This is a genomic window from Streptomyces durbertensis, assembly GCF_014156695.1.
Lineage (GTDB): Bacteria > Actinomycetota > Actinomycetes > Streptomycetales > Streptomycetaceae > Streptomyces > Streptomyces durbertensis.
The window spans coordinates 1-21884 of the sequence record NZ_WMLF01000038.1 but is presented as its reverse complement, the minus strand read 5'-3'; the positions used below and the strand labels follow the sequence as shown (position 1 = coordinate 21884).

18 protein-coding genes and 1 riboswitch are annotated in these 21884 nt (G+C 72.1%); of the genes, 8 read left to right on the top strand and 10 right to left on the bottom strand.

The features are described 5' to 3' along the window. Positions 1–1000: AraC family transcriptional regulator (locus GL263_RS04565; protein WP_182854265.1), on the bottom strand; the 1000-nt coding region annotated here is incomplete at its 3' end. Between the two features lie 80 nt (positions 1001–1080). Here GL263_RS04565 and GL263_RS04560 point away from each other — a divergent pair. Continuing rightward, entirely contained in the window at positions 1081–1953 is an 873-nt protein-coding gene (locus GL263_RS04560) for a Rossmann-fold NAD(P)-binding domain-containing protein (RefSeq protein WP_182854261.1), read from the top strand. 17 nt (positions 1954–1970) lie between these two features. On the opposite strand, the gene GL263_RS04555 is transcribed toward GL263_RS04560, so the two are convergent. Beyond that, complete coding sequence (locus GL263_RS04555; RefSeq protein WP_182854263.1) at positions 1971–2579, bottom strand: SanA/YdcF family protein; 609 nt, start codon at positions 2577–2579, stop codon at positions 1971–1973. Between the two features lie 150 nt (positions 2580–2729). On the opposite strand from GL263_RS04555, the gene GL263_RS04550 reads away from it, so the two are divergent. Then, the gene (locus GL263_RS04550; protein ID WP_228456097.1) at positions 2730–3176 is read left to right on the top strand and encodes a gamma-glutamylcyclotransferase family protein; all 447 of its coding nucleotides are present in this window, start codon (positions 2730–2732) and stop codon (positions 3174–3176) included. A 28-nt stretch (positions 3177–3204) separates the two neighbouring features. Here GL263_RS04550 and GL263_RS04545 read toward each other — a convergent pair whose 3' ends face one another. After that, a complete protein-coding gene (locus GL263_RS04545; RefSeq protein ID WP_182854260.1) occupies positions 3205–3639 on the bottom strand; it encodes a nitroreductase/quinone reductase family protein in 435 nt (144 codons plus the stop codon). Between the two features lie 296 nt (positions 3640–3935). On the opposite strand from GL263_RS04545, the gene GL263_RS04540 reads away from it, so the two are divergent. The 3 genes from GL263_RS04540 to GL263_RS04530 are packed head-to-tail and all read left to right on the top strand — an operon-like array spanning position 3936 to position 8268. After that, a complete protein-coding gene (locus tag GL263_RS04540; RefSeq protein ID WP_182854259.1) occupies positions 3936–5252 on the top strand; it encodes an NAD(P)/FAD-dependent oxidoreductase in 1317 nt (438 codons plus the stop codon). Continuing rightward, positions 5252–7879 carry a nitrite reductase large subunit NirB gene (gene nirB, locus GL263_RS04535; protein ID WP_182854258.1) on the top strand — a complete coding sequence of 876 codons (2628 nt, stop codon included), beginning with the start codon at positions 5252–5254 and terminating at the stop codon, positions 7877–7879. The genes GL263_RS04540 and nirB overlap by 1 nt, the downstream gene beginning before the upstream one ends. Further along, positions 7876–8268, top strand: a complete 393-nt coding sequence (locus tag GL263_RS04530) for a nitrite reductase small subunit NirD (RefSeq protein WP_182854257.1) — start codon at positions 7876–7878, stop codon at positions 8266–8268. The genes nirB and GL263_RS04530 overlap by 4 nt, the downstream gene beginning before the upstream one ends. A 125-nt stretch (positions 8269–8393) precedes the next feature. Here the strand turns inward: GL263_RS04530 and GL263_RS04525 are convergent, their stop codons facing one another. Continuing rightward, a complete protein-coding gene (locus GL263_RS04525) occupies positions 8394–8546 on the bottom strand; it encodes a hypothetical protein (RefSeq protein WP_228456096.1) in 153 nt (50 codons plus the stop codon). Positions 8547–9346: 800 nt separating this feature from the next. Then, positions 9347–9521: riboswitch (cyclic di-AMP (ydaO/yuaA leader) on the top strand. 4 nt (positions 9522–9525) lie between these two features. Here GL263_RS04525 and GL263_RS04520 point away from each other — a divergent pair. After that, positions 9526–10893 (top strand): peptidoglycan DD-metalloendopeptidase family protein, encoded by a 1368-nt coding sequence (locus GL263_RS04520; RefSeq protein ID WP_182854255.1) that lies wholly within the window; start codon positions 9526–9528, stop codon positions 10891–10893. Between the two features lie 242 nt (positions 10894–11135). Continuing rightward, complete coding sequence (locus GL263_RS04515; RefSeq protein ID WP_182854254.1) at positions 11136–12296, top strand: alkaline phosphatase PhoX; 1161 nt, start codon at positions 11136–11138, stop codon at positions 12294–12296. Positions 12297–12466: 170 nt separating this feature from the next. On the opposite strand, the gene ppdK is transcribed toward GL263_RS04515, so the two are convergent. The 6 genes from ppdK to GL263_RS04485 form a co-directional block, all read right to left on the bottom strand. Further along, the gene (ppdK, locus tag GL263_RS04510; RefSeq protein WP_182854253.1) at positions 12467–15214 is read right to left on the bottom strand and encodes a pyruvate, phosphate dikinase; all 2748 of its coding nucleotides are present in this window, start codon (positions 15212–15214) and stop codon (positions 12467–12469) included. A 556-nt stretch (positions 15215–15770) separates the two neighbouring features. Then, positions 15771–16904: a tRNA dihydrouridine synthase DusB gene (dusB, locus tag GL263_RS04505; protein ID WP_182854252.1), complete on the bottom strand. Its 1134-nt coding sequence runs from the start codon at positions 16902–16904 to the stop codon at positions 15771–15773. Between the two features lie 116 nt (positions 16905–17020). Next, positions 17021–17437 (bottom strand): Fur family transcriptional regulator, encoded by a 417-nt coding sequence (locus GL263_RS04500; RefSeq protein ID WP_323379245.1) that lies wholly within the window; start codon positions 17435–17437, stop codon positions 17021–17023. Positions 17438–17525: 88 nt separating this feature from the next. Further along, complete coding sequence (locus GL263_RS04495; RefSeq protein WP_182854250.1) at positions 17526–18416, bottom strand: metal ABC transporter permease; 891 nt, start codon at positions 18414–18416, stop codon at positions 17526–17528. Then, positions 18413–19186 carry a metal ABC transporter ATP-binding protein gene (locus GL263_RS04490; protein ID WP_323379243.1) on the bottom strand — a complete coding sequence of 258 codons (774 nt, stop codon included), beginning with the start codon at positions 19184–19186 and terminating at the stop codon, positions 18413–18415. The genes GL263_RS04495 and GL263_RS04490 overlap by 4 nt, the downstream gene beginning before the upstream one ends. A gap of 50 nt (positions 19187–19236) precedes the next feature. After that, entirely contained in the window at positions 19237–20319 is a 1083-nt protein-coding gene (locus tag GL263_RS04485) for a metal ABC transporter substrate-binding protein (protein ID WP_182854249.1), read from the bottom strand. Positions 20320–20471: 152 nt separating this feature from the next. On the opposite strand from GL263_RS04485, the gene GL263_RS04480 reads away from it, so the two are divergent. Continuing rightward, positions 20472–21854 (top strand): glycine--tRNA ligase, encoded by a 1383-nt coding sequence (locus GL263_RS04480; RefSeq protein ID WP_143645793.1) that lies wholly within the window; start codon positions 20472–20474, stop codon positions 21852–21854. Positions 21855–21884: the final 30 nt, after the last annotated feature.

The window sequence follows — 21884 nt, the reverse complement described above, 5'->3', positions numbered from 1 at the left end:
CCGCCGGGGCGGGAGTGCGAGCGGGTCCGGTGTGCTCGGCGGCCGGCGTCGCCGGGCCGGCCGGGGCCGGCGGGGAGGCGCGGTACTCGCGGGGGCTGACCCCGCGCAGGCGCTTGAACGCGGCGCTCAGCGCGAAGGCGTTGGCGTACCCGACCCGGCGCGCCACCGAGGCCACGGTGTGGCCCGGTGTGCGCAGCAAGTCGGCCGCGATGTCCATCCGCCAGTCGGCGAGGTAGGCCATCGGCGTCTCCCCGACCAGTTCGGCGAAGCGGCGGGCCAGGGCGGCCCGGGACACGCCGACCGCCGAGGCGAGCGAGGCGACGGTCCAGGGCCGGGCGGGGTCGGCGTGCAGCAGCCGCAGCGCGGGGCCCACGACGGGGTCGCCCTGGGCCCGGTACCAGGCGGGGGCCTCCGCTTCCGGCCGGTCGAACCAGGCGCGCAGTGTCGCGATCAGCACCAGGTCGAGCAGTCGGTCCAGTACGGCCTGCTGGCCGGGGGCGTCCCGGCCGATCTCCTCGGCGAGCAGCGGCAGCAGGGCGCGGCAGTTGGGGTCGTCGCGGACGACCACCACCGGTGGCAGGGCGGCCAGGAGCCGTGCGCTGACGTCGCCCTCGGGCCGGTAGGTGCCGTTGACGACCACCACCGAGCCGTCGCCGTCCGCGCCCCAGGTCCGTACGCCGAGGGCGAGTTCGTCGCAGACCCGGACGCCGTCGGCGGTGGTGCAGACGTCGCCGGGTTCGACGATCAGCTGGGGCGGGGTGGCCGGGTCGTCGGCGAGCCGGTAGCCGGTCGGGCCGCGTACGACGGCGACGTCCCCGGGTGCGATGCGGACGGGTTCGGCCTCCGGGTGGACGATCCAGGTGTGCGCGTCGAGCACGGTGTAGAGCGACAGCGGGGCCTCGTCGCGCACGAGCAGGCCCCAGGGGGGCTCGACCACCAGTCGGTGGAAGCAGCCGCCCCTCGCGCGGGCACCGTCCAGCAGTTCGGCGAGCACGTCCATGCCACCAGCGTAGACGGACACGTATGTCCGCGCGCTCATCAGCCATGTTCCGTCTCGTCGGCGACGGCTTGACTGGACGCATGAACCACGCACAGACACACGTCAGCACGGCCGCGCCCACGCTTGTCCTGGGTTCCAGCGGCAAGATCGGCGGCCGGGTGGCACGGGCGCTCGACGCGCGCGGTGTTCCCGTCCGGCTCGGCGGGCGCCGCGGCGAGCCGCCCTTCGACTGGCAGGACCGCACCACCTGGGCGGCGGCGCTCGACGGCGTCCGCTCGGTGTTCCTGCTCTACGCCCCGGACCTGGGCACCGCCGACTCGGTCGCGGACATCACCGCCTTCACCGGGCAGGCCGCGGAGGCGGGGGTGGAGCGGATCGTGCAGCTGTCCGCGCGCCTCGCCGACGAGGGGCGCACGGCGACCGAGGAGCTGTTCGCCGACGCCGAGGCGGCCGTCCGCGGCGCGGGGCCGGCCTGGACGATCCTGCGTGCCGGCTGGTTCTTCCAGAACCTCGACGAGGGCTTCCTCGCCGAGTACGTGCGGGCGGGGGCGCTCGCGCTGCCCACCGGGGAGGGCCGGGAGTTCTTCGTGGACGCCGGTGACATCGCCGAGGTCGCCGCGGCCGCCCTCACGGAGGACGGCCACGCGGGCCGCACCTACGAGTTGACCGGTGCGCGCGGGTTGACGTTCGGTGCGGCCGTGGCGGAGATCGCGTCGGCCGCCGGCCGCGGGATCGACTTCTTCCCGGTGTCGGACGAGGAGTTCGGGGCGGCGCTGGCCGCCGAGGGCGTCCCGGCCGAGACGGTGACGCTGGTGGTCGACGTGCTCCGGCGGATCCGGCTGGGCGGACTCGACCACGGCAGCGACGACGTCCGCGCGGTGCTGGGCCGGGAGCCTCGCGACTTCGCGGACTACGTCAAGGACGCGGCTCTGCGCGGGGCCTGGCGGGCCTGAGCCTGCCGGCGCGCGGTTCAGCCGGCGTCCAGCGCCCGGGTGATGCCCGGCTCCCGCGGCCCGAGGAACCGGGGGTCCGGGGTGAAGGTGGCCTCCAGGCCGGCCTTCACCCCGGCCGCCAGCTCCCGCAGGTGTCCCGCGTACCAGACGGCGTTGCGCGCCTCGGCGACGGACACGCCGTGCGCGCGCACGCCCGCCGCGTCGCAGAGCGCGACCGCGCGCGGTACGTGGAACGCCTGGCTGACCAGCAGCGCCTCGTCGACGCCGAAGACCCGCTTGGCGCGGGAGCAGGAGGCCCAGGTGTCGAAGCCCGCGTAGTCGAGGACGATCCTGTCGGCCGGCACCCCGCGCCGCAGCAGGTGGTCGCGCATGGCGGTGGGTTCGTCGTAGTCGACGCGGCTGTTGTCGCCGGTGAGCAGCAGGGCGCGGACCTTGCCGCCGTGGTAGAGGTCCGCCGCGGTGTCCAGTCGGCTCGCCAGGTAGCGGGAGGGTTCGCCGTCCCGCAGCCCGGCGCCGAACACCATCGCCACCGGCGCGTGCGGCGCCTCGGCGGCGGGGGTGACCCGGCCGTCCGTGGTGAGTCTGATCCAGGTGGTCGGCAGCAGCGCCAGCACGCACAGCAGCATCAGGACCTGTGTGTACCGCCGCCTGCGCGCGGTGCGCCGCGACTCCCCCGGACCGCCGCCCGGCGCTGTCGGCTCCGCTCCCTCGATCACCCTCATGATGATCATGACGCGGGAGGGGGCGGACCGGTTTCCTCCGGTTACCGTGACGCCATGAGCGAGTCCGCCGACATGGCCGGGAGCACAGGGGAACGGCTGCCGTTCTTCGTCTACGGGACGCTGCGCCCGGGAGGCCGGCACCACGCCTGGGCGCTGCGCGGCCGGACGGTCCGGGAGGAACCGGCCCGGATGGCCGGCCTGGTGCTCTACCAGGGCCCCGGCTACCCGTACGCGGTCGCCGGCGAGGGTGAGGTGCGCGGCGAACTGGTCGTGCCGCGGCCGGGCGAGTACGAGGAAGTCCTGCGGGTGCTGGACGAGTTGGAGGAGTACCGGCCCGGCGACCCGGCCAACGTCTACGAGCGGGTCGCGGCGGAGGCGCGCCCCCTGGTCGGCGGTGTGGAGCGGGCCTGGGTGTATCTCGCGGCGGCGCCGCTCGCCGCGCGGCTGCGGGCGGAGGGCGTGCTGATAGCGGGCGGCGACTGGGCGAAGGCCGACCGCTGAGTCCCGACCCGCCGGCGGGCCGGCGTCCCTACCGGCGGAGGAGTTCGATCAGCGGGATCCGCCGGCCGGCGCGCCGCTGGTGGTCCTCGAGGAACGGCCACCAGGACACCGCCTCGGCGAACAGCCGCGCGTGTTCCCCTGCCGCGGCCTCCGACGCCAGCGCCGGGAAGCTCTCGCCGCCCAGCTCCACCTCCACCTCGGGGCGGGCGACGACGTTGTGGTACCAGTCCGGGTGCCGTGGGGCGCCCATGAACGAGGCGACGACAAACAGCCGGCCGCCGTCCAGTTCCAGGTAGCCCAGCGGGTTGGTGCGGCGGGTGCCGCTGCGCGCGCCGGTGTGGGTGAGCAGCAGCAGGCCGTCCGCGTTGAAGGGCAGGTCGTCACCGAGCGGGCCGCTGCCGCGCTGGGCGCGGAAGCGCTCGACCACCTGGCTGTTGAATGCGATTGCCGCCTGCCGGTTCATGGGCGGGAGCCTAGACGCCGCCCGGCGGCCGGGGGAACGCGTACGCCGGGCGCTCGGAGGCGCCGGGCGGGGCGCGGTGGCGCTGGCCACGGTGTTCGCCGGGGTGCGGCCGTACGGGTGGCGGCGCGCCGGCCCGGCGTGTCGCGCCCGCGCGGCGCGGCGTACGGCGGCGTCCTGAGGCGCCATGGGGCGCCCCGGGGGCTCACAGTCGGGTGCGGCCGGTGCTGAGATCACCGTTGCTCCCGGGAAACAACGGTGATGCCGCCGGGTAACAGCCGGCCCGCACGCTGAGCGGCATGACCTTCAAGCGACGTGTGGTGGTGATCGGCGGCGGGATGGCCGGTGCCCGGCTGGTCCGACGCCTGGGCGCGGTGCCCCACCTGTCCGTCACGTTGCTCGGTGAGGAACCGCGTCCGGCGTACAACCGGGTGCTGCTCGCCGAGGTGCTGGCCGGGCGGTACCGGCCGGAGGTGGTCGAGCTGCCCGGCCCGGCCGACGGCGTCGAGGTGCGCCGCGGCGTGCGCGCGGTGCGGATCGACCGCGCCGAGCACGGCGGGCGTGTGGTGTGCGACGACGGTTCCGAGGTGCCGTACGACACGCTGGTGCTGGCGACCGGTTCCAATCCGGTGCTGCCGCCGGTGCGCGGGCTGTTCGAGGAGCGGCGCTCGGAGGGGCGGGAGCTTCCCGAGGGTGTGTACGCGTTCCGCACGATGGACGACTGCCTCGCGCTGGCCGACGCCGCCGAAGGGCTGGCGACCCCGCGCGCGGTGGTGATCGGCGGCGGGCTGCTGGGCGTCTCGGCGGCGCGGGCGCTGGCGGCGCGCGGTGTGCGCACGGTGCTGGCCCACCAGGGCGAGCACCTCATGGAACGCCAGCTCGACCAGGCCGCCGGGAAGCTGCTGCGCCGGCATCTCACCGGCCTCGGCGTCGAGGTGCACACCAAGTGCCGGGTGCGGGGTCTGACCACCGAGACCGGTGACGACGGGCGGCGCGCGGTGCGGGCCGTGACGATGGCCGACGGCTACCGCCTCGACTGCGACCTGGTCGTACTGGCCTGCGGGGTGCGGCCCCGGGTGGGGCTGGCGCGCGCGGCCGGGCTGGTGGTCGCGGGCGGCGTGGTCGTCGACGATCAGCTGCGCACCAGCGACCCGGACGTCCACGCCGTCGGCGACTGCGCCGAGCACGCCGGCGTGCTCTACGGGCTGGCCGGTCCCGCGCAGGACCAGGCGGACGTTCTGGCCGGCCTGCTCGCGGCCGAAGGGCCCGAGCGGGCCGAACGGCCCGAGGATGCGGCGGGCGCGCCGCGCTACACCGGCACGAGGGCGTTGACGCGGCTGACCCTCGCCGGCCCGGGCCCCTTCGACCTCGCCGCGTTCGGCGAGACCGAGCCCGGCCCCACGGACGAGGTGGTGCAGCTCGCGGACCACACCGTGGGCGCCTACCGGAAGGTCGTCGTCCGGGGCGACCGGCTTGTCGGCGGAATCCTGGTGGGCGATCTCAGTGCCGTCGGCGCGGTCGCCCGCAGCTGGGCGGACGACGAGTCGCTGCCCGTTCCCGAGGCGGCGGCCGGCGCCCCGCTGCTCCACCTGCTCACCCACGATGGAGGCTCCTGATGTCCACCACGGCACCCCACCCGTCCACCGAACCGTCCGCGGACGTGCCGACGATCGTGCTGGTCGGGCACGGCATGGTGGGCCACCGCTTCCTCCAGGCGCTGGCCGACCGCGGGCTGACCGACCGGACGCGGATCGTCGTGCTCTGCGAGGAGCCGCGGCCGGCCTACGACCGTGTGCAGCTGACCTCCTACTTCTCCGGCACGACGCCGGAGGAGCTGTCGATGGTCGAGGACGGCTTCCTGGAGAAGCACGGCATCGAGCTGCACCTGGGTGATCCGGCGGAGGCAATCGACCGGGAGGCCCGTACGGTCACCGCCCGGTCGGGCCTGGTCGTCCGCTACGACACGCTGGTGCTGGCGACGGGCTCCTACCCGTTCGTGCCGCCGGTGCCCGGCAGCGACAGCACGGGCTGCTTCGTCTACCGCACCATCGAGGACCTGCTGGCCATCGAGGAGTACGCGAAGGGCGCCACAAGCGGTGTGGTGGTCGGCGGCGGGCTGCTCGGTCTGGAAGCGGCGGGCGCGCTGAACGGCCTGGGGGTGCAAACGCACGTCGTGGAGTTCAACGACCGGCTGATGGCGATCCAGGTCGACTCCGGCGGCGGCGCGGCGCTGCGCCGCACGATCGAGCGGATGGGCCTGCTGGTGCACACCGGGGTCGCCGGCCAGGAGATCACCACCGGCCCGGCGGGCGCGGTCGACGGCATGGTGCTGTCGGACGGCGGCCGGCTGGACACCGACATGGTGGTGTTCTCCGCCGGTGTCCGGCCGCGCGACCAGCTCGCCCGGGACTGCGGTCTCGAGGTCGGCGAGCGCGGCGGCGTGGTCGTGGACGAGCGGTGCCGTACGGCGGACCCGGCGGTGTACGCGATCGGCGAGTGCGCGAAGGCCGTCGACGGCATGGTGTACGGACTGGTCGCGCCGGGCTACGAGATGGCCGAGGTCGCCGCCGACGCCCTCGCGGGCGGCGGTGCGCTCTCCTTCACCGGCGCGGACACCTCGACGAAGCTGAAGCTGCTCGGCGTGGACGTGGCGTCCTTCGGCGACGCGCACGGCCGCGCCGAGGACTGCCTGGACGTGGTGTACTCCGACTCCCGGGCCGGCGTCTACAAGAAGCTGGTCGTCGGCGCGGACGGCACCCTGCTGGGCGGCGTCCTGGTGGGCGACGCGGAGGCGTACGGCACGCTGCGCCCGCTGGTGGGCACGGTGCCGCCGGTCGCGCCGGAGTCGCTGGTGCTGCCCGCCGGCAGCGGCGGCGCCCCGGCGCTCGGCCCCTCGGCGCTGCCGGACGAGGCGGTGGTGTGCAGCTGCCACAACGTCACCAAGGGCACGATCCGCGCGGCGGTCACCGAGCACAGCTGCACCACCGTGCCCGAGGTCAAGAAGTGCACCAAGGCCGGTACGGGCTGCGGTAGTTGTGTGAAGGTGCTCGGCCGGCTGGTCGAGGACGAGCTGGAGGCGCAGGGCGTCACGGTCGACAAGGGGCTGTGCGGCTGCTTCGGCCAGACCCGGCAGGAGCTGTACGAGATCGTGCACACCCTGCGCATCACCTCCTACCAGCGGCTGCTGGACGAGTACGGCCGTCCCGAGGCGAGGGGCGGGGAGGGCTGCGAGGTCTGCAAGCCGACCGTGGCCTCGGTGATCGCCTCGCTGGCGCCCGCGATCGGCGCCGACGGATACGTGCTCGCGGACGGGCAGGCGGCGCTCCAGGACACCAACGACCACTTCCTGGCCAACCTCCAGCGCAACGGCTCGTACTCGGTGGTGCCGCGCATCCCCGGCGGCGAGATCACCCCGGAGAAGCTGATCGTGATCGGCGAGGTGGCCAGGGACTTCGGCCTCTACACGAAGATCACCGGCGGGCAGCGGATCGACCTGTTCGGGGCCCGGGTGGACCAGCTGCCGATGATCTGGGCCCGGCTGGTGGAGGCCGGCTTCGAGTCGGGCCACGCCTACGGCAAGTCGCTGCGGACGGTGAAGTCCTGCGTCGGCCAGACCTGGTGCCGCTACGGAGTGCAGGACTCGGTGCGGATGGCGATCGACCTGGAGCTGCGCTACCGCGGCCTGCGGGCGCCGCACAAGCTGAAGTCGGCGGTGTCCGGCTGCCAGCGGGAGTGCGCGGAGGCGCAGAGCAAGGACTTCGGCGTGATCGCCACGGCCGGCGGCTGGAACCTCTACGTCGGCGGCAACGGCGGCGCCACGCCCCGGCACGCGGACCTGCTGGCGCAGGACCTCAGCGACGCCGAACTCGTCCGGCTCATCGACCGCTTCCTGATGTTCTACATCCGCACCGCCGACCGGCTGGAGCGCACGGCGGCCTGGCTGGACCGCATCGAGGGCGGCCTGGACCATGTGCGGGACGTGGTGGTGCACGACTCGCTCGGCCTGTGCGCGGAACTGGAGTCGCTGATGGCCGAGCACGTGGCGAACTACCGCGACGAGTGGGCCGCGACGCTGGAGGACCCGGAGAAGCTGGGTCGCTTCGTGTCCTTCGTGAACGCCCCCGGGGTGCCCGACCCGACCGTCGCCTTTGTCCCGGAGCGCGAGCAGATCAAGCCCGACCTCACGCTGCTCTCCGGCCCCGACATCCCCGTCCGCACGCTTGAAGGGACCACCGCGCGATGACCGCTCCCACCGCAACCCTGCCGAAGCCGTCCGAGGCGACGAACACCGTGATCGAGGTCCGCTTCGAGGGGGGCTGGGCGCCCGTCTGCGAGCCGGCCGCGCTGCTGCCGGGCCGCGGCGTGGCGGCGCTGCTGCCGGACGGCACCCAGATCGCGGTCTTCCTCGACCGCGAGGGCCGGCCGTACGCGATCGGCAACCGGGACCCGTTCACCGGTGCCTACGTGCTCTCCCGGGGGCTCCTCGGCTCGACGGGCGGGGTGCCGTTCGTGGCGTCGCCGCTGCTCAAGCAGCGGTTCGAGCTGACCACCGGCCGCTGTCTCGACGACGGCGACGGCGAGGAGACCCGGGTGCCGGTCTTCCCGGCCCGGATCGGCCCGGTCGCCGGCTGAGGCCGGCGCCGCCCCGGCCCACTCCCCGGGAGCGCACACCCACGACTCACACCCGGCACGCCGCGTCCCATTGCCCTGTCCGGCGCGGCCTGCCGGGTGTGTCCCGTCTCGCCCCGCCGGAGCGGTCAGCCGGCGGGGCGCCCGTCGTGGTCGGCCGGCGCAGTCACCCGGCTGTCCGCCGCCTCCCGGCTTGCCGGTGGGTCGCTCTCGGCGGCCCGCGCGGGGCCCACCAGTACCAGTCCGGTAATCGCCGTCGCGGCGGCGATCACACCGGCCACAAACCTCCTCATCCGTCCCCCAAAGGTCGTTCCGCACGGTTCGGGCTGGTCCGGCCCGAACGGGTCCGGTACGGAGGTTAGCGACACCGCGGGCGCCCCGTCCGGCGAACGGGCGAGCCGAGGCAAACCGACACAAGCGGAACGCCGCCCTCGGACTGGGTCGTGTCTTCAAAGTAGCGTCGTCCGCCCGTAGGGCGGGTCTGGCGGCGTCTGGTGCGTGCGATCGCAAGGCGGAGGGAGGAAAGCGCTGAGGGCACCTCCCGGCCGGAGGCTGGGGGAGGGCTGCGCTGACGACCGACAACGCGGCGAGCGTGCGTGCCAGGCGCCGCCAGACAGACGGGACATTGAAGACACGACCTAGCGACCGACACCGAACCGCGTCGGACAAAAGGTGCATAAGCACACCAAACTCAACGCGGAAACCGGGCAACCCACTGACACCCCGTCAGTGCGCACGTGACGGGAATCGGGTGATGTAAAGACCCGCGAACACCCTTCGGTGACCGGAGTCACAGAAGTTCCGGGCGGGTGCAATTGCACCCCCGACCGGGATTCCCCACATTGCGTCAATTCGGCTGCTCAGCGCTTTTCTTCACGGGGCGAACACGGTCGCCTACCTCACGCTCGGAGAGGAAGCCGACGCACACAGTCGCCACATCACTCCGGTCGCGCCCGATTTGTCTCCTCACGGGCGACCCGCCGCTTGTCCGCGCGAAATCGTTGTGTCTACCGTTCCTCCGCTGTCGCATCACGTGCGCCGGCCCCAGAGTCGGGACGCCGAGTCCTGCCGCCCGACGACGGGAAACAGATCACCGCACGGCAGGAGCGGGGGAACCAGGTAAGTGCCGAGTCGTGGCGAACACGACCGGCTTGGGGTGAAGCCACCACCCGGGACGCACTGCGCGCGCCGGAACGGTGGCCGGGCATCTCCAGCCCGAATCCGACAGCTCACCTCGTAGGCGTAGGAGAGGACACCCCTATGTCTCGTGGCCGTCACCGCCGCTCGAAATACACCCAGATCGCCCGTAGCGTCTCCCGTGTCTCCCTCGCCCTCACCGCCGGCGGCGCCGGCATAGCCCTTCCGCTCGTCGGCGCCGGCACCGCCAGCGCCGCCCCGGTCTCCGTCTGGGACAAGGTCGCCCAGTGCGAGAGCAACGGCAACTGGTCCATCAACACCGGCAACGGCTTCTACGGCGGGCTCCAGTTCCAGCAGTCCAGCTGGGCCGCCGCCGGCGGCACGCAGTACGCCCCGCGTGCCGACCTGGCCACCAAGGACCAGCAGATCGCCGCCGCCGAGAAGCTGCTCGCCATGCAGGGCCCCGGCGCCTGGCCGGTCTGCGGTGCCCGCGCCGGACTGAGCCAGAACAGCGGCTCGCCCGACATCAACCCGGCCGGCACCACCGCCGCGCCGAAGCCCGCCACCCAGCAGGCCCCGCAGCAGGCCCCGAAGCAGGAGAAGGCGCCCGCTCCCAAGGCCGAGGCTCCGAAGACCGAGGCCCCCAAGGCCGAGGCCCCCAAGGCCGCCGCGCCGAAGCCCGCGCCGAAGCAGCAGGCCCCGAAGGCCGGTGCCGCCTCGCACACCGTCGTCTCCGGTGACACCCTGCACGGCATCGCCGTCGCCAAGGACGTCGAGGGCGGCTGGCAGGCGCTGTACGCCAAGAACAAGAGCACGGTCGGCGACAACCCCGACCTGATCTTCCCGGGCCAGCGGATCACGCTGGAGGGCGCCGCCGCCGCGCAGGCCGCCCCGAAGCAGGCGCCGAAGCAGCAGGCGCCGAAGCCGGCCCCCAAGCAGCAGGCCCCGAAGCCGGCCCCCAAGCAGGAGGCCCCCAAGGCCGAGGCGCCCAAGCAGGAGAGCAAGCCCGCTCCGAAGGCGCAGGCCCCGAAGGCCGAGCAGCCGAAGCCTGCCGCCAAGGCCCCGCAGCAGGTCAGCGCGCCGACCACGGGCTTCGCCTCGCCGGTCGCCGCCGCGCCGTCGACCCCGTACCGCGCCTCCGGCGCCATGTGGTCCAGCGGCTACCACACCGGCGTGGACTTCTCCGTGCCGACCGGTACGCCGATCAAGAGCGTCTCCAACGGCACCATCGTCTCCGCGGGTTGGGCCGGCGCGTACGGCAACCAGGTTGTCATCCGGCACAACGACGGCCGGTACAGCCAGTACGCCCACCTGTCCTCCCTCTCGGTGAGCGCCGGCCAGTCGGTGGCCGCCGGGCAGCAGATCGGCCTGGCCGGCTCCACCGGCAACAGCACCGGCCCGCACCTCCACTTCGAGGTCCGCACCGGCGCCGGCTACGGCACCGACATCGACCCGCTGGCCTACCTCCGGGCCAACGGCGTCTCCATCTGATCGGCCGGCCCCTCCGCCGACCGATCCGTCGGACCCCGTCCGACGACCGACCCGGGCCGTCCGCCCCACTCCCCCGATGGGCGCGGACGGCCCGGTGCCGTGAACCGGCCGTCCCCGTACGGGGCACGGCCGGTTCATGTGTCGTTGCCGGCGGGGCCACCACGGGCACCTATCCTCCGAGCGTTTGGCTCCACGGCCCGCCGGGCCGTGGAGCGTCCACGACGACATCCGGTGAGGTAACCGTGGAACGTCGCTCCTTCCTGCGTGGCGCCGCGATCGGCGGCTCGGCGATCGCCTTCGGCGGCACCCTGATGCGCGGCGCGGCCTACGCCGCCCCCGCTCAGAACGGCCCCAGCCCCTACGGCCCGCTCGGCTCCCCCGACAGCAACGGCATCCGGCTCCCCAGCGGCTTCACCAGCCGCGTCGTCGCCCGGTCCAACCAGCAGGTGCCGGGAACGTCCTACACCTGGCACCGCGCGCCCGACGGCGGCGCCTGCTTCGCCAACGGCTCCGGCTGGATCTACGTCTCCAACTCCGAGATCAACCCCGGCGGCGGCGCGAGCGCCCTGCGCTTCAACTCCTCGGGCAACGTCACCGGCGCCTACAACATCCTCAGCGGCACCCGGCAGAACTGCGCCGGCGGCGCCACCCCGTGGAACACCTGGCTCTCCTGCGAGGAGGTCGACCGGGGGTACGTGTACGAGACCGACCCGTTCGGGGTCAACGCCGCCGTGCGACGCGACGCGATGGGCCGCTTCAAGCACGAGGCCGCGGCGGCCGACCCGCAGCGCAAGGTCGTCTACATGACCGAGGACGTCAGCAACGGCTGCTTCTACCGGTTCGTCCCCCACACCTGGGGCAACCTCTCTTCCGGCACCCTGCAGGTCCTGGTCGCCGGCTCCGGCACCTCCGGGTCCTACAGCTGGGCCGACGTGCCCAACCCGTCCGGCTCCGGCACGGCCACCCGCGACCAGGTCTCCGGCGCCAAGCGCTTCAACGGCGGCGAGGGCTGCCACTGGTCCGGCGACCACGTCTGGTTCACCACCAAGGGCGACAACCGCGTCTGGCGGCTCAACCTGACGAGCAACACCTACGAGCTGACCTACGACGACAACCTCGTCGTGGGTGGCAACGCTCCGCTGACCGGCGTCGACAACATCACCGGCAGCTCCTCCGGCGACCTGTACGTGGCGGAGGACGGCGGCAACATGGAGATCTGCGTCATCACCCCGGACGAGATCGTCGCGCCGTTCCTGCGCGTCGACGGCCAGTCGTCCTCGGAGATCTGCGGTCCGGCGTTCTCCCCGGACGGCAGCCGGCTGTACTTCTCCAGCCAGCGCGGCACCAGCGGCAGTTCCAGCGGCGGCATCACCTACGAGGTGACGGGCCCCTTCCGCTCCTGACGGGCTGTCCCCGGCGGGCCGCCTGACATCACCCTGACAGGCTGCCCGCCGTCAGCGGGAAGGAAGAAGGGGACGGTGGGTCACTCCGCACAGGACCCACCGCCCCCTTCCCGATCCCGGGCCGCCGCCGACGGTGAGGGTTGTTGTCGCGGCGGCTCGGGAGACCCGGGTCAGCGGCTGTCGCTGCCGGAGCTCTCCGCGGCGGCCCGGCCGGCCTCGAGCCGGGCGACCGGGATGCGGAACGGCGAGCAGGACACGTAGTCCAGTCCCACCTCGTGGAAGAAGTGCACCGACTCGGGGTCGCCGCCGTGCTCGCCGCAGACGCCGAGCTTGAGGTCCGGGCGGGTGGCCCGGCCGTCGCGCACGGCGTCCTTCACCAGCTTGCCGACACCGTCCTTGTCGATCGTCTCGAACGGCGACACCCCGAAGATGCCCTTCTCCAGGTACGCGGTGAAGAAGCTCGCCTCGACGTCGTCGCGGCTGAAGCCCCACACGGTCTGGGTCAGGTCGTTGGTGCCGAAGGAGAAGAAGTCGGCGCACTCGGCGATCTGGCCGGCCGTCAGGGCGGCCCGCGGCAGCTCGATCATCGTGCCGAGGGTCAGCCCGAGGTCGACACCGTAGGTCTCCTCGACCTCCCGGATGACGTTCTCCGCCTCCTCTCGGACGATCTCCAACTCCTGGACCGTGCCCACCAGCGGGATCATGATCTCCGCGCGCGGGTCGCCGTTGGCGGCCAGCCGCTCGGCCGCCGCCTCGGCGATGGCCCGCACCTGCATGGTGAACAGGCCGGGGATCACCAGGCCGAGCCGGACGCCGCGCAGACCCAGCATCGGGTTCTGCTCGTGCAGCCGGTGGACGGCCTGGAGAAGCCGCAGGTCGTTCTCGTTGTGGTCCTTGCGGGCCTCGGCGAGCGCGACCCGCACCGACAGCTCGGTGATGTCGGGAAGGAACTCGTGCAGCGGCGGGTCCAGCAGCCGCACGGTGACCGGCAGCCCGTCCATCGCCTCGAAGAGCTCCTTGAAGTCGCCCTTCTGGAGCGGCAGCAGAGCCGTCAGCGACTGCTCGCGCTCCTCGTCCGCGTCCGCCAGGATCAGCCGCTCGACGAGTTCCCGCCGCTCACCGAGGAACATGTGCTCGGTACGGCACAGTCCGATGCCCTGGGCGCCGAACCGGCGGGCCCGCGCCGCGTCCTCCGCGTTGTCCGCGTTGGCCCGCACCCGCAGCCGGCGCACCCGGTCCGCGTACGCCATCACCCGGTGCACGGCCTTGACCAGCTCGTCGGCGTCCTCGGCGCCGGCGTGCATCCGGCCCTCGAAGTACTCCACGACCGGGGACGGCACCACGGGCACCTCGCCCCGGTAGACCTTGCCGGTCGAGCCGTCGATGGAGATGACGTCGCCCTCGTCGATGACGATCGTGCCCTTGCCGTCCGGGCTGGGCGCGGTCAGCTGACGCCGCTTGGTGTCGACCTCCAGCTCCTCGGCGCCGCAGACGCAGGTCTTGCCCATGCCGCGGGCGACCACGGCCGCGTGCGAGGTCTTGCCGCCGCGCGAGGTGAGGATGCCCTCGGCGGCGATCATGCCGTCCAGGTCGTCGGGGTTGGTCTCCCGGCGGATCAGGATGACCTTCTCACCGGAACGCGACCACTTGATGGCCGTGTACGAGTCGAAGACCGCCTTGCCGACCGCCGCGCCCGGCGAGGCCGCGATGCCCCGGCCCAGCTGCTCGGTGGCCGCGTCGGAGTCGAAGCGCGGGAACATCAGCTGCGCGAGCTGCGCGCCGTTGACCCGCTGCAGGGCCTCGGCCTCGTCGATCAGGCCCTGGTCGACAAGCTGGGTGGCGATGCGGAACGCGGCGGCGGCGGTGCGCTTGCCGACCCGGGTCTGCAGCATCCACAGCTTGCCGCGCTCGATGGTGAACTCGATGTCGCACAGGTCCTTGTAGTGCGTCTCGAGCGTCTCCATGATCTGCATGAGCTGGTCGTAGGACGCCTTGTCCAGCTGCTCGAGGTCCGCCAGCGGCACCGTGTTGCGGATGCCGGCGACGACGTCCTCGCCCTGGGCGTTCTGCAGGTAGTCGCCGTACACGCCCTGCTGGCCGCTGGCCGGGTCGCGGGTGAAGGCGACGCCGGTGCCGGAGTCCGGACCGAGGTTGCCGAACACCATCGAGCAGACGTTGACCGCCGTGCCCAGGTCGTGCGGGATGCGCTCCTGGCGCCGGTACAGCTTGGCCCGGTCGCCGTTCCACGAGTCGAAGACCGCGCGGATCGCCAGGTCCATCTGCTCGCGCGGGTCCTGCGGGAAGTCCCGCCCGGTCTCCTTGCCGACGATGTCCTTGAACTGCTCGACCAGCGTCCGCAGGTCGGCGGCGTCCAGCTCGACGTCGGTGGAGACGCCCTTGGCCTTCTTGGCCTCCTCCAGCGCCTCCTCGAACAGCTCGCCGTCCACGCCGAGAACGGTCTTGCCGAACATCTGGATCAGGCGGCGGTAGGAGTCCCAGGCGAACCGCTCGTCACCGGCCTGCGCGGCGAGCCCGTCCACGGACTCGTCGGAGAGGCCGATGTTCAGCACCGTGTCCATCATGCCGGGCATGGAGAACTTGGCGCCGGAGCGGACGGACACCAGCAGCGGGTCGTCGGCCTGGCCGAGCTTCTTGCCCATCTGGCGCTCCAGGGCGTCCAGGTGGGCACTGACCTCCTCGCGCAGCGCGGGCGGCTCGGTGCCGGAGTCCAGGTAGACCTTGCAGGCCTCGGTGGTGATGGTGAACCCGGGGGGCACGGGGAGACCAAGGTTGGTCATCTCGGCGAGGTTGGCTCCCTTGCCACCGAGAAGATCCTTGAGCTCCTTGTTGCCCTCCGTGAAGGCGTACACGAACTTGGGAGAGTTCGCTGATACGTGTGGATCTTTGTTTTCCGACACGGGACTCGACTCCTCGTGGACGGCTGCCCTGACGGCGGGGAGCGTACCCAGATCGAAGGCCGATCAGCACGGGTAGCAGCACGTCACACGGCTGTAACCACCCATCCGCCAGCACATCGAAAGTAAAGCGCCGCCCAAGTGCCCGAGCGGAATAGGTTGAACAAATGTAGCCATCTTAACAGTGTGCGCACGGACAGTTGCTTTCCGATTACGAGACAGGGCGCCTGCCTTCCACTTCTGAACACAAACCGACTGGCACTCAGTGCCGCTCGTTGGAGAACTGCAATTCACAGGTGAGCGCTCATATGAGCGCAACCCCTATCACCCGTGGCGAGAATCACGCGCTTGCCCGGCTCGAATCCCACGATCCGGACCGCCTTCCCGTACGGTTCACCGGAACGACATCCTCCGGTGCTGGCACTGAGTGCAGGTAGGCAACCCGGTTATCGCTACACGGAGTCACCAGAAACGTCGACGGCGGGACGTGACGTCACCTTCACGGGTGATGTCACGTCCCGCCGGACGGGGGATCGGGGCGCCGCTGAGCCCGGCGGCCTCAGCCGCCGGAGGTCTCCAGCTCCGCGTCGGCGGTCACCGCGGCGCAGTCGTAGGGGTCTTTCAGCCAACCATCGGGAAGCACGACCCGGTTGCGCCCGTGGGTGCGCCCGCGCGGCCCGTCCGCGCCCGGCGGCCACGGCTGGTCGAGGTCCAGCTGGTCCAGCAGCTCGCGCAGTTCGGCGAGCGAGGCGGCCACGGACAGTCGCTGCCGCAGCTGCGAACCGACCGAGAAGCCCTTGGTGTACCAGGCCACGTGCTTGCGGAAGTCGATCACGCCGCGCGCCTCGTCGCCCAGCCACTCGCCGAGCAGGCGCGCGTGCCGCACCATGACGTCGGCGACCTCGCGCAGCGTCGGCCGGGCGTAGCCGCTCTCCCCTCGGCCGTCGAAGGCCGCCACCAGGTCCCCGAACAGCCACGGCCGGCCCAGGCAGCCGCGTCCGACGACCACGCCGTCGCAGCCCGTCCGCCGCATCATCCGCACGGCGTCCTCCGCCGACCAGATGTCGCCGTTGCCGAGCACCGGGATCTCCGGCACCGCGTCCTTCAGCCGGGCGATCGCGTCCCAGTCGGCCGTTCCCGAGTAGTGCTGGGCGGCGGTCCGGCCGTGCAGCGCGATGGCGGTCACGCCCTCCTCCACGGCGATCCGGCCGGCGTCCAGATAGGTCAGGTGGTCGTCGTCGATGCCCTTGCGCATCTTCATCGTCACCGGCAGGTCGCCGGCGCCGGCCACCGCCTCCCGCAGGATCGACCGCAGCAGGTTGCGCTTGTAGGGCAGCGCGGAGCCGCCGCCCTTGCGGGTCACCTTCGGCACGGGGCAGCCGAAGTTCAGGTCGATGTGATCGGCCAGGTCCTCCTCGGCGATCATCCGCACCGCCTTGCCGACGGTCACCGGGTCGACGCCGTAGAGCTGGATCGAGCGCGGCTTCTCACTGGCGTCGAAGTGCACGAGCTGCATGGTCTTCTCGTTGCGCTCGACCAGCGCCCTGGTGGTGATCATCTCGCTGACGAACAGGCCGCGGCCGCCGCTGAACTCCCGGCACAGGGTCCGGAAGGGGGCGTTGGTGATCCCCGCCATGGGGGCCAGCACGACGGGCGGCTGGACGGTGTGCGGTCCGACAGCGAGCTGCGACATGGGTACCTGCGTCCTCGGGGGCTACGACCGTCCATTGTCCCTCATCACGAACGCCCGGGTGGCGGGCCCCGACGAGGGACCAGCCACCCGGGCGTCTCGCTCGCGCGCGTGCGCGCTCAGGCTCGCTTGGCCGCGCAGTCGCCGCAGGTGCCGAAGATCTCGACGGTGTGCGCGACGTCCACGAAGCCGTGCTCACTGGCGATCTGGTCGGCCCACTTCTCCACCGCGGGACCCTCCACCTCCACGGCCCGGCCGCAGTGCCGGCAGACCAGGTGGTGGTGATGGTCGTCGGTGCTGCAGCGGCGGTAGACCGCCTCGCCCTCGTCGGTGCGCAGCACGTCCACCTCGCCGGCGTCGGCCAGCGACTGGAGCGTGCGGTAGACGGTCGTCAGCCCGACCGAGTCACCCCGGTGCTTGAGCATGTCGTGCAGCTCCTGCGCGCTGCGGAACTCGTCCACCTCGCTGAGCGCCGCCGCCACCGCGGCCCGCTGCTTGGTCGCCCGTCCTCGGACGGGGGGACCTGCGGTCGCCACCATTGCCTCCTTCGGACACGTGTCCTGTGCGCTGCTCACCCTGGGCGGCCATTGTGCCAGGTATGGACCGCCGGACGACGAGCAGCGGTCAGGACGGGACCGAGGCGTCCTCGCGACGCGCCCGCGCGTCCGGATCGCCGCCGGTACGCCGTTCGGCGAGCGCCGCGCGGCGTCTGGCAAGCGGAAGCGAGAGCGCGGTCACCACCGCGAAGACGCCGATGGCCAGCAGCACGATGGTCGCGCCGGGCGGCACGTCGGCGTGGTAGGAGACGGTCGTACCGGCCAGCCCCACCGCGACGCCGATGCCGACGGCCAGCGCGAGTGTCGTCGCGAAGCCCTTGGCGACCTGCTGCGCCGCCGCGACGGGGATCACCATCAGGGCGCTGATCAGCAGCAGTCCCACCACACGCATGGCGACGGTGACGGTGACCGCCGCGGTGATCGCGAGCAGCAGGTTCAGCAGCCGCACCGGCAGCCCGGTGACGCGGGCGAACTCCTCGTCCTGGCAGACGGCGAACAGCTGCCGGCGCAGGCCGAGGCAGACCGCGAGCACAAAGGCCGAGAGCAGCACGATCGCGGTGATGTCGGAGGGGCTGACGGTGGTCAGCGAGCCGAACAGGAAGGGCAGCAGCTTGGCCGTGGACCCGCCGGGCGCGAGGTTGATCAGCATGACGCCGCCGGCCATGCCGCCGTAGAACAGCAGGGCGAGCGCGATGTCGCCCCTGGTCTTGCCGTACCAGCGGACGAGTTCCATCGCGACGGCGCCGGCGGCGGCGACCAGCACGGCGGACCACACCGGGTTGCCGTTCATCAGGAAGCCGACGGCGACACCCGTCATGGCGACATGGCCGATGCCGTCGCCCATGATCGCCTGCCGGCGCTGCACCAGGTAGATGCCCACGGCCGGTGCCGCGATCCCGACCAGCAGCGCGGCCAGCAGCGCGCGCTGCATGAACGCGTAGTCCAGCATCTCGATCATGTCAGCAGCCCTGTCTCGATCTTGGGGGCGTGCGGAGCGGCGGGCTCCTGCTCGGCGGCGTCCGGCGGGTGGCAGGCCAGGTCGTGCAGCCGCTCGGGGTCGTCCACGGTCTCCACCCGGCCGCCGCGCAGGACAACCGTGCGACTGATCACGGGGGCGAGCGGGCCGAGTTCGTGCAGGACGAGCAGTGCGGCGCCGCCGGCGGCGGTGTGCGCGCGCAGCACGTCGGCGAGGACGCGCTGGCTGCCGACGTCCACACCCGCCAGCGGCTCGTCCATGATCAGCAGGTCCGGTTCGCCGGCGAGCGCGCGGGCGATCAGCACCCGCTGGTGCTGGCCGCCGGAGAGTTCCTCGACGGAGTCCCCGGCCCGGTCGGCGAGACCGACCTGCTCCAGGGCGTGCGCCACGGCGGCGCGGTCCGCGCGTCCGAGCGGGCGCAGCCCGCGGCGGGCCAGCCGGCCGGAGGAGACGACCTCGCCGACGGTGGCCGGCACGCCGCCGGTGGCGGTGGAGCGCTGCGGCACGTACCCGACGCGCCGCCAGTGGCGGAACCGGCGCAGCGGGCTGCCGAACAGCTCCAGAGAGCCGCCGGTCAACGCCACCTGGCCGATCACCGCCCGTACCGCGGTCGACTTGCCGGAGCCGTTCTCGCCGAGCAGCGCCACCGTCTCACCGGCCTCGACCGTGAGGTCGACGCCGCGCAGCACGGGCCGGGCACCGAGCGAGGCGGTCGCCCCGCGCAGGGCTATGACGGGGTCCTCGACCTTCACGCCTGCCTCCTGACCGGACCGCTGTGCCGCGATCCCGTTGCCGCGCCGACTCACTTCGCGCCGAGCGCCTTCTTCAGTGCCTCGAGGTTGGAGCGCATGACCTCCAGGTAGTCCTCGCCCCTGGTCCTGTCCGTGATGCCCTCGACCGGGTCGAGCACGTCCGTCCGCAGCTTCAGGTCGCCGGCGAGCGCCTTGGCGGTGCGGTCGCTGGCCAGGGTCTCGAAGAAGACCGTGTTCACCTTCTCCTTCTTAACCACCGCGGTGAGCTGGCGCATCCTGGCCGGGGTCGGCTCGGACTCGGGGTCCAGCGCGATGGCCTCCTCGTCCAGGTCGTAGCGGGCCGCGAGGTAGCCGAAGGCGGCGTGGGTGGTGATGAAGGTGCGGGTCTCGGTGTTCTTCAGGCCGTCCTTGAACTCGCCGTCGAGCTGCTTGAGCTCCTTGACGAGTTCGGCGGCGTTCTTGCGGTAGTCGGCGGCGTTGTCCGGGTCGGCCTTGGCCATCGCGCCGGCGACGCCCTCGCTGATCTCGGCGTACTTGACCGGGTCGAGCCAGACGTGCGGGTCCTCCCCGTCGTGGTCGTGGCCGTGGTCGTCGTGCTTGTCGTCGTCGCCGTGCTTGTCGTCGTGGCCGTCGTCGCCGTGGTCGTCGTCGTGACCGTGGTCGTCGTCGCCGTGCTTGTCGTCGTGACCGTGGTCGTCGTCGTGGTCGTCGTCGCCGTGGTCGTGGGTCTCGTGGTTGCCGTGGCTGTTCACGGCGCTCAGCTTGGTGAAGGAGGCGGCGTCGGCGACGTGCTCGACGCCGGACTGCTCGACGGCCTCGTCCACGGCGGGCTGGAAGCCCTTCAGGTAGACGACCAGACCGGCCTCGCCGAGCCGGGCGGTCTGCTTGGCGCCCAGTTCCAGGTCGTGGGGCTCCGCGCCGGGGGCGGTGAGCGTCTCCACGGCGACGTGCTCGCCGCCGACGCGCTCGGCGACGAACTGCATGGGGTAGAAGGAGGCGACGACGTTGAGCTTGCCGTCGCTGGTGGTACCGGCGCCGTTGTCACCGCAGGCGGAGAGGGAGAGGACACAGGCCGCGGTGGCGGCGGCCGCTGCGGGTATGAGAGGGCGGCGTCGAGCGTTCATGACACTCATTTTCGGTGTAGTTGGAAACGATTGTCAACTTTACTGACTGTCTTCCCCGTCACGCTCCCGTTCGGCCCGAATCAGGGGGCCCACCGATTTGGTCAAGGGCCCTCGGACGCCGCTAACCTGAGGTATTCCGTCGTCGTACTGAAGAGAGCACCGTGGCCGCCGACAAGATCGACACCATCGTCAGCCTCAGCAAGCGCCGTGGCTTCGTCTACCCGTGCAGCGAGATCTACGGCGGCCAGCGCGCCGCCTGGGACTACGGCCCGCTGGGCGTGGAGCTGAAGGAGAACATCAAGCGCCAGTGGTGGCGCTCGATGGTCACCTCGCGTGAGGACGTGGTCGGTATCGACTCCTCGGTGATCCTGGCGTCCGAGGTCTGGCAGGCATCCGGCCACGTCGCCACGTTCACCGACCCGCTCACCGAGTGCACCTCCTGCCACAAGCGCTACCGCGCGGACCACCTGGAAGAGGCGTACGAGGCCAAGCACGGCCGCCTCCCGGCCGCCGGTCTGGCCGACGTGAACTGCCCGCACTGCGGCAACAAGGGCGGCTTCACCGAGCCCAAGCAGTTCTCCGGCCTGCTGTCCACGCACCTCGGCCCCACCCAGGACTCCGGTTCGGTCGCCTACCTGCGCCCCGAGACGGCCCAGGGCATCTTCACCAACTTCGCCGCCGTCCAGCAGACCTCGCGCAAGAAGCCGCCGTTCGGCATCGCGCAGATGGGCAAGTCCTTCCGGAACGAGATCACTCCGGGCAACTTCATCTTCCGCACCCGCGAGTTCGAGCAGATGGAGATGGAGTTCTTCGTCAAGCCGGGCGAGGACGAGCAGTGGCACGAGTACTGGATGGAGCAGCGCTGGAACTGGTACCGCGACCTGGGCATCCAGGAGTCGAACATCCGCTGGTACGAGCACCCCAAGGAGAAGCTGTCCCACTACTCCAAGCGCACGGCGGACATCGAGTACCGCTTCTCCTTCGGCGGCAGCGAGTGGGGTGAGCTGGAGGGCGTCGCGAACCGGACGGACTACGACCTCTCCTCGCACTCCAAGGCGTCGGGCCACGACCTGTCGTACTTCGACCAGGAGGCCGGCGAGCGCTGGACGCCGTACGTCATCGAGCCGGCGGCGGGTGTCGGCCGCGCGATGCTCGCCTTCCTGCTGGACGCCTACGTCGAGGACGAGGCGCCCAACGCCAAGGGCAAGATGGAGAAGCGCACCGTGATGCGGCTCGACCCGCGTCTGTCGCCGGTGAAGGTCGCGGTGCTGCCGCTGTCCCGCAACGAGAAGCTGTCGCCGAAGGCCCGGGGCCTGGCCCAGGCGCTGCGCCAGCACTGGAACATCGAGTTCGACGACGCCGGCGCGATCGGCCGCCGCTACCGGCGCCAGGACGAGATCGGCACGCCGTTCTGCGTCACCGTCGACTTCGACACCCTCGACGACAACGCGGTGACCGTGCGTGAGCGCGACACCATGAAGCAGGAGCGGGTCTCGCTCGACCAGATCGAGTCCTACCTGGCAGGCCGCCTGATCGGCTGCTGAGTCGGGCACCCGCGCGCAAGGGGCCGGTTC